Raw genomic sequence first — 6495 nt, forward strand, 5'->3', positions numbered from 1 at the left:
ATGCGAAAAGTGAATGGTGTTTCTTTTTTTGCAGGCAGCGGAGGTCCAATGATTTGCCTTTTTGGTTTCCCTTTTTTTGTTGTCTGAAGTCTTTATCGCCTACGGCTCCAATGGCATTTTTTTATTTAATCAATAATTATTTTAAACGAAACGGGTAAAAAGCGCAGCTAAAATCAAGCCCGGAGTTGTCGTGGGGTTTGCAAAAGACTTCGGCATAATTCGGTCACTCGTACCTCGTTCCCTCAGCCTTCGGCACTTATTCCGATTCTGGGGCATTTTTTTTACTCCACTGGATAAGCTCAGTCACCTTATAATTTATTCTGTCCTGGTCTATAGTAAGCTGACCACGTTTGGCCTCATCTGCCTGGTCAGCATCGGTACGCTGGCAAAAAAGAAAACAGACCTCGACCCTAAAAAGCATATCATCTATCCGCTTGCAATCGGTCTGTTCCTGTTCTTCGGCAGCATTGTGTTCGAGGGTCGTGCCTCCCCGGTAGCATTTGCCTATACCAGCTGGTATAACCTGCTTTACATGATTTGCTCATTCGCGGGGGCGCTCATGGTAAGCGTGTCTATGGACAACATTTCCAAGTTCATCAAATCCGGCCTGGGCAAGGACAAATGGAATTCCGAAGCGGAGAGCTTCATGCAGCCGGTCAAGCGCGTGGATACACCATACTCGGTCAACATCCCCATGCTTTTCTATTACAAGGGCAAAGTCAGGAATGGCTGGATCAATATCTGCAATGTTTTTCGTGGCACCATGGTCATCGGAACGCCAGGCTCGGGTAAATCGTTTAGCATCGTCAATCCCTTTATTCGTCAGCTGATTGCTAAAGAGTTTGCGGTATGCCTGTACGATTTTAAGTTTCCCGACCTCGGCCATATTGCTTACTACCATTACTTATTGGCCAAGCAAAACGGAAAACTGAATGGCTTTGCCTTTCATGTCATCAATTTAAATGATATTGAAAAAAGCCGCAGGATCAACCCCTGGCGGGCAGACTATATCAAGTCACTTGCAGATGCGGCAGAAACTGCCGAAGCTTTGGTGGAGGCCTTGAAAAAAGGTGACCGTTCCGGCGGCAGTGACCAGTTCTTTACGCAATCTGCCATTAATTTCTTAGCGTCATGTGTGTATTTCATGAGCAAATATAAAGGCGGCATTTATTCCAGCTTTCCCCATGTGCTGGCACTGCTTAACCATTCCTATGAGGATATTTTTAATGCCCTGACCTCTGAACCTGAATTGCGCTCCCTGCTGTCTCCCTTTATGACCGCTTATAATGCGAAGGCTACAGACCAGTTAGAAGGCCAGATCGGTACTTTAAAGATCTTTATCAGCCGTTTAGCAACAAAAGAAATGTATTGGGTTTTTTCAGGGAATGACTTTGACCTGAAAATTTCAGCAAAGGAAAATCCCGGAATACTGGTGCTGGCAAACGACCCGAATACCCAAAATATCAATTCGGCCTGCTATTCTATTATCATTAACCGCCTGACGAAGCTGATCAACACCAAAGGTAATTTGCCTTCGGCGCTCATCGTGGACGAAGTACCCACGCTGTTTGTTCACCGGGTGGAAAACCTGATTGCAACCGCAAGATCGAACAAGGTCGCTGTATTAATGGGATTACAAGAACTGCCCCAATTCAATCAGCAATATGGTAAAGATACAGCAGCCACAATTACCGCTGTCGTTGGGACTGTCCTTTCCGGTTCTGTAAGGAATAAAGAAACATTAGAATGGCTGGAACGGCTTTTTGGTAAATCCAAACAGATCGGTGAAGGGCTGTCCATCGACCGTAACAAAACGTCAACCTCCTTAAATGAAAAGCTGGAAGTATTGATCCCTGCCGGAAAGATCGCTTCATTAAACTCGGGAGAGATGGTGGGTGTAATTGCGGCTGATGTGCAGGAAAAGTATACCGGGCAGTTTGAAACTTCAGCCGTAAACTGTCGGATTAATCTTGATCTGGAGGCTATCAACCAGGAAGAAAAAAACTACAAGACTTTACCATCCTTTTATGATTTTGATGGAAAAATGGACGAAAAGCTTCGTCAGAACTTCAACCATATCAGCCAGCAGATTCAGGAAATGGTACTGGCTTTTAAGCCGAAGGCATCGGGCACTCCTGCCAAAGCCTCCATGAAGAAAAACGACTAACCCAATAATTGTAACATGACAGATGAAGACTTAACGGGCATGGCTGTAATGGTTCATCCCGAATTGCCCGAAGATCCGGCCGAGAAACAAGGAGAAATAGGAAGTATAACTGTAGGATCACTTGCGGAAGATCTGGTGAGGGTAAGATTTGATGATGACCGGCGTGGGCTTTACCGCATGGATGCGGTTTTAGTATTCAAAACATCCGATCAGATTTATCAGCACATCGAAGATAATATCATGACGATGACCCCCGCGACATTTAAAGACCTCAAAAATATAGCACTGCTGCTGGACTACGGTACGGCTCCGCAGCACCTTAAGGCGATGAAGATCGCGCAAAAGAATCCGGATGCGGTTTCCGCTGCATTGGTATCTCTGGAGGACAGCCTCGGCCACCAACAATCCTACAAACGGGGCAGGTAAAAATTAACAACTAAAATTATGGAAATTAACGGAAGTTTAGCCGGAACACTCGTTCTGGTACAACCGGATGTAGAAAATGATCCGGAAATGAAGAAAGGTCAAATAGGCGTTTTAACCTACGCCAGGTCTGAAACTGAAAACTATGTACGTTTTCCGGAGGGGGGCGAAGCATATTACCCCGCCGGGCAGGTCATGATGCTCAAAGACAAGCAGCAGGTCTTCGACGACCTGACCAATAATGGTTCATCGATGCCGCTTGATGATTTCAAGGCCATGTACAAAATCATGCTGCTGCAGGATAGGGGCACGTCACAGGCTTTGTATTCGGCATTGGCCATTGCCAACGACCATCCCGGAGTGCAGGAAAAGGTACTGGACTTTATTAATCCTTCCTATAAACAGGAATTGGCTAAGACCCACAGCCGATGAAATTTCTGATCAGTTTTTGCCTGGTCTGCCTGCCCCTTAAGCACCTCAAAATTAATTCTGACTTCGGTTACCGTATCCACCCGCTTACCGGCAAATCTGCCATGCATTTAGGTGTTGATCTCAAGGCACGCCATGACACCGTTTTTGCCATTCTGGATGGCTTGGTAAAATCCACTGGCTACGACACAGGATTAGGGATTAACATCAGGTTGGCCCATGGCGACATAGAATCAGTTTACGGTCACCTCAGCCAAATATGGGTAGTTACCCAGGATAGCGTGAGTGCGGGTGAGCCAATCGGCCTTACGGGTGCTACCGGGCATGTGACAGGCGAACACCTGCACTTCAGCATCTGCTACAGGCACAAATACATCAATCCAATTAAATTTTTATATGAACTGCTAATTAAACAAGAAAATGAGCAAAACTTTCAAAGCCCTGCCGATCCAGCTTTCAGACAAGCTGGTGGCAGAAATTAAAGAGGGTAATTCCCTGTTTCAAAAACCGATTAAAGAAAATGGCATGCCTGCCTTTGTTAAACCGATCAATCCAACTACCGGTAAAGGCTACAGCGCAATGAATGCGCTGATCCTCGGCATGCAACGTCATGACGACCCACGCTGGATGTCAGCTGACGCCGCGCGTTACGCCGGCAATTGGGTTAAAAAAGACGAAAAGGGTACCATGATCGAGTTTCCAAAGACCAGCGATATTCAGGCTATCCGTACCGCAGAGGGTAAGGTTATCAAGGATGATGCAGGTGTGACACAAACTAAAACTGTGGAATTTGAAAAACCGCAGCGTGGTCAGGCATTCCTGTTCAATGGAAGTCAGTTGAAAGACTTACAGCCATTGGAAGAATTTTTGGCCAAGCAAAATGAGGGTCAAACACTGTCACCAAATGAACGGGCGGCAAAAATGATCGACGACAGCAAAGCGGTAATCATCCACGGCGGGCAGGAAGCTTATTATGATAAGCTGCGCGATGCCATAATTATGCCCGAGCCGGAACATTTTGAGAACGAAACTAAATACCTGCAGACTGCCATTCATCAGTTGGCACATTGGAGCGGCCATGAAAGCCGTCTTAACCGCCCGATGGAAGGCAAATTCGGATCATTGGATTACGCAAGAGAAGAAATGCGGGCAGCCATTGCCGGGATTCTGATCGGCGGGGAATTAAAGATCGGCCATAACTTCGGTCAGCAAGCTGCTTACATGAGCACCTTTGCCAAGATCTTAAAGGATGAGCCATTTGAGATTGCCAAAGCGACAAGGGACGCTCAAAAGATCGCTAATCTTTTATTAGGTACCAGTCAAAAGCGGGAACAGAAGCAAGGCGCTGAGCCGGGGTTTAAGAAAGGTGACGAGATTAATTACCTGGATACCACCTATAAGGTGCTGGAAACTTACAAAACAAAAAGTATCAAGGTGGAAGATGCCGACGGTACCCGCAAGGTATTGAAGCCCGACTATGGCCTTTATAAATCCCTGTTAGAAGCTAAAACCAACCCTCGTGAACCGGAAATGGTTTTGGAAGAAGAACAGGGTCAGTCCGAGGAACAGGGGCAAACTCAAAAAATAGGCCGTTAACATGGACCCGATAAAGTTTCACGAAAATGATCTCCCGGTCAAGGACCTGGAAACCATCGGGCTGGCCTCAGGCGGTCAGCTCTTGTTAAATGTCGATGACCTGAAAGCTTTGCTTTCAGGTCGCCGTACTGGCCTAATGGAATTGCATGACCTGGAAGCGGAAAATATTAAGATCAAATCTATCAATGCAAAAATATCACTGAAGCCAAATGAAAAGGGCCAGCTTGACCTTTTGATTCACCCGATTTACCGGGATGCGGAAATACCTGATCTGTTGACCAAAAATGAAGCCCTGCAATTAGAAAAGGGTGAAGTAGGCAGCGTGCTGAGAATCGCCCTTGATAACCATGGCAATAAAAAGGAAATGCTGGTCGAATACGATCCTGAAACAAGGGAATTTATCGTTTCGGATACGGAGAAGATCTTAGCCCCTGATATGGTTAATAACGAATTCCTAACCCAGGCTCAAAAAGAGCAATACCGGAAGGGCAAGGAAGTGCAGATACCGGACGGCACCCGCTTCAGCTATTCGGCAACAGACAAGCACGGAATCCGCTCCAATAAACTGGCACTGGTTGCTTCCATCTTAATGGATGGCGGTTTATCTTATATGGTATTTAAAGGACTAAATGCGTTATTCAACCAAAAGCGCGACCAAAAGGCTGCTGAGAAACTGAGCCCCGGTTATTACCAGGCGATCAAGGATATCGAGAACCAGCATGGATTTAAGCCCCACGAGTTTGAACGGTCCCAATCGCGTAAAGGACGGTAAGGACGATGAACCGCATTTTAACAGGCCTTGGAATTCCATTGGAAGTCCAGGCCTTTTTTAATATAGCTGCTGACCTTTCCTTTTGCTATGGCGATCAATATGAACATTATGATGAACGATTTCACATCGTACCGGCTACGACAAACCTTTGGTTTGCAGGAACTCAAAATGCGACACACTTGATCATTACCCATTCGGTAATGGAGGCGATGGCGTTCATAACACTGAACCGCCACCGGTATCCCCGGCTGGAGCAACTGGCCTTTGTCGCTATCGGCAACAGGCTACATGTCGAACAGGGTGATTGGATCAGGCAAACTTTTCCTGGCCGTAAGGTTACACTGGTATTTGGCAAAGACCTGGTAGGTCATATCACCGATATTAAGTTAGTAGCTGTTATAAAAAATATCCCCATCCGTATATTTTATAAGGCCGCTGAAATTCATATTTATCGCGATGACAGTTCACGGATTTTTAAACAGGAACACATCTCCCTGCATGCTTTTCAGGAAGCCTTCGGTATTCGCCCACGTTTCCGAACCGGTAAGCCGGTTAATTCACTAACCTTTTTAGATCAATTAAAATATGACTCCGAACGATGATATTTTATTAAGGCCGGCCATGCTGTTTGCATTCCTGAAAGCCCTGCCGCTGATTTTATTAGCCATCACTTTTCTTTTGTTGTCCTGGTGGTTGTCCCCATACTTTATTTTATTCAGCCTGGTAGTTTGTGGCTTCGCCTGGTATCGGCTATTATACATCCGTAGTTTCCAATACCTGATTACTAATGAATATATCCGGTTGACGCGCGGAATTTTCTTTAAGCGAATTGACCAGCTTGAAATGTTCAGGGTGAAGGATTATATTATTACCCAATCGTTTATCTTACAGCTATTCAAATTGATGTACCTGACATTAAAAAGCACTGATCCCGAAAATTCGGTGATACAATTTCAGGGAATCCCTGAATCTACCATCACTGATACTATCAGGGACAGGGTATTGGCTGCCCGAAAAAACAATAATATTTACGAATTAAATTAAAAAGCGCTTGGAATATACTAATTATTTTAGTATTTTTAATTAATAAATTACCATTATGAAAGCT

The 6495-nt window shown here is 45.3% G+C and carries 8 protein-coding genes; all 8 read left to right on the forward strand.

Annotation, left to right across the window (positions count from 1 at the left end):
- Window positions 1-190 precede the first annotated feature (190 nt).
- The 8 genes from RG47T_RS17510 to RG47T_RS17545 all read left to right on the forward strand — a co-directional run bounded on the left by RG47T_RS17510 (window position 191) and on the right by RG47T_RS17545 (window position 6431).
- Entirely contained in the window at window positions 191-2167 is a 1977-nt protein-coding gene (locus tag RG47T_RS17510; RefSeq protein ID WP_245770849.1) for a type IV secretion system DNA-binding domain-containing protein, read from the forward strand.
- A gap of 15 nt (window positions 2168-2182) precedes the next feature.
- On the forward strand, window positions 2183-2593 hold the full coding sequence (locus RG47T_RS17515) for a hypothetical protein (RefSeq protein ID WP_074490731.1): 411 nt from the start codon (window positions 2183-2185) through the stop codon (window positions 2591-2593).
- An 87-nt stretch (window positions 2594-2680) separates the two neighbouring features.
- Window positions 2681-3022 (forward strand): hypothetical protein, encoded by a 342-nt coding sequence (locus RG47T_RS17520; RefSeq protein ID WP_139235724.1) that lies wholly within the window; start codon window positions 2681-2683, stop codon window positions 3020-3022.
- Complete coding sequence (locus RG47T_RS17525) at window positions 3019-3501, forward strand: M23 family metallopeptidase (RefSeq protein WP_074490733.1); 483 nt, start codon at window positions 3019-3021, stop codon at window positions 3499-3501. Before RG47T_RS17520 ends, RG47T_RS17525 begins: the two co-directional genes overlap by 4 nt.
- Complete coding sequence (locus tag RG47T_RS17530; RefSeq protein WP_074490735.1) at window positions 3440-4615, forward strand: zincin-like metallopeptidase domain-containing protein; 1176 nt, start codon at window positions 3440-3442, stop codon at window positions 4613-4615. The genes RG47T_RS17525 and RG47T_RS17530 overlap by 62 nt, the downstream gene beginning before the upstream one ends.
- Before the next feature lies 1 nt (window position 4616).
- The gene (locus tag RG47T_RS17535) at window positions 4617-5387 is read left to right on the forward strand and encodes a DUF4099 domain-containing protein (RefSeq protein ID WP_074490736.1); all 771 of its coding nucleotides are present in this window, start codon (window positions 4617-4619) and stop codon (window positions 5385-5387) included.
- Between the two features lie 5 nt (window positions 5388-5392).
- Window positions 5393-5989: a hypothetical protein gene (locus RG47T_RS17540; RefSeq protein WP_074490738.1), complete on the forward strand. Its 597-nt coding sequence runs from the start codon at window positions 5393-5395 to the stop codon at window positions 5987-5989.
- A complete protein-coding gene (locus RG47T_RS17545) occupies window positions 5973-6431 on the forward strand; it encodes a PH domain-containing protein (RefSeq protein ID WP_074490739.1) in 459 nt (152 codons plus the stop codon). Before RG47T_RS17540 ends, RG47T_RS17545 begins: the two co-directional genes overlap by 17 nt.
- Window positions 6432-6495: the final 64 nt, after the last annotated feature.

This window comes from Mucilaginibacter polytrichastri, assembly GCF_001911425.1.
GTDB lineage: Bacteria > Bacteroidota > Bacteroidia > Sphingobacteriales > Sphingobacteriaceae > Mucilaginibacter > Mucilaginibacter polytrichastri.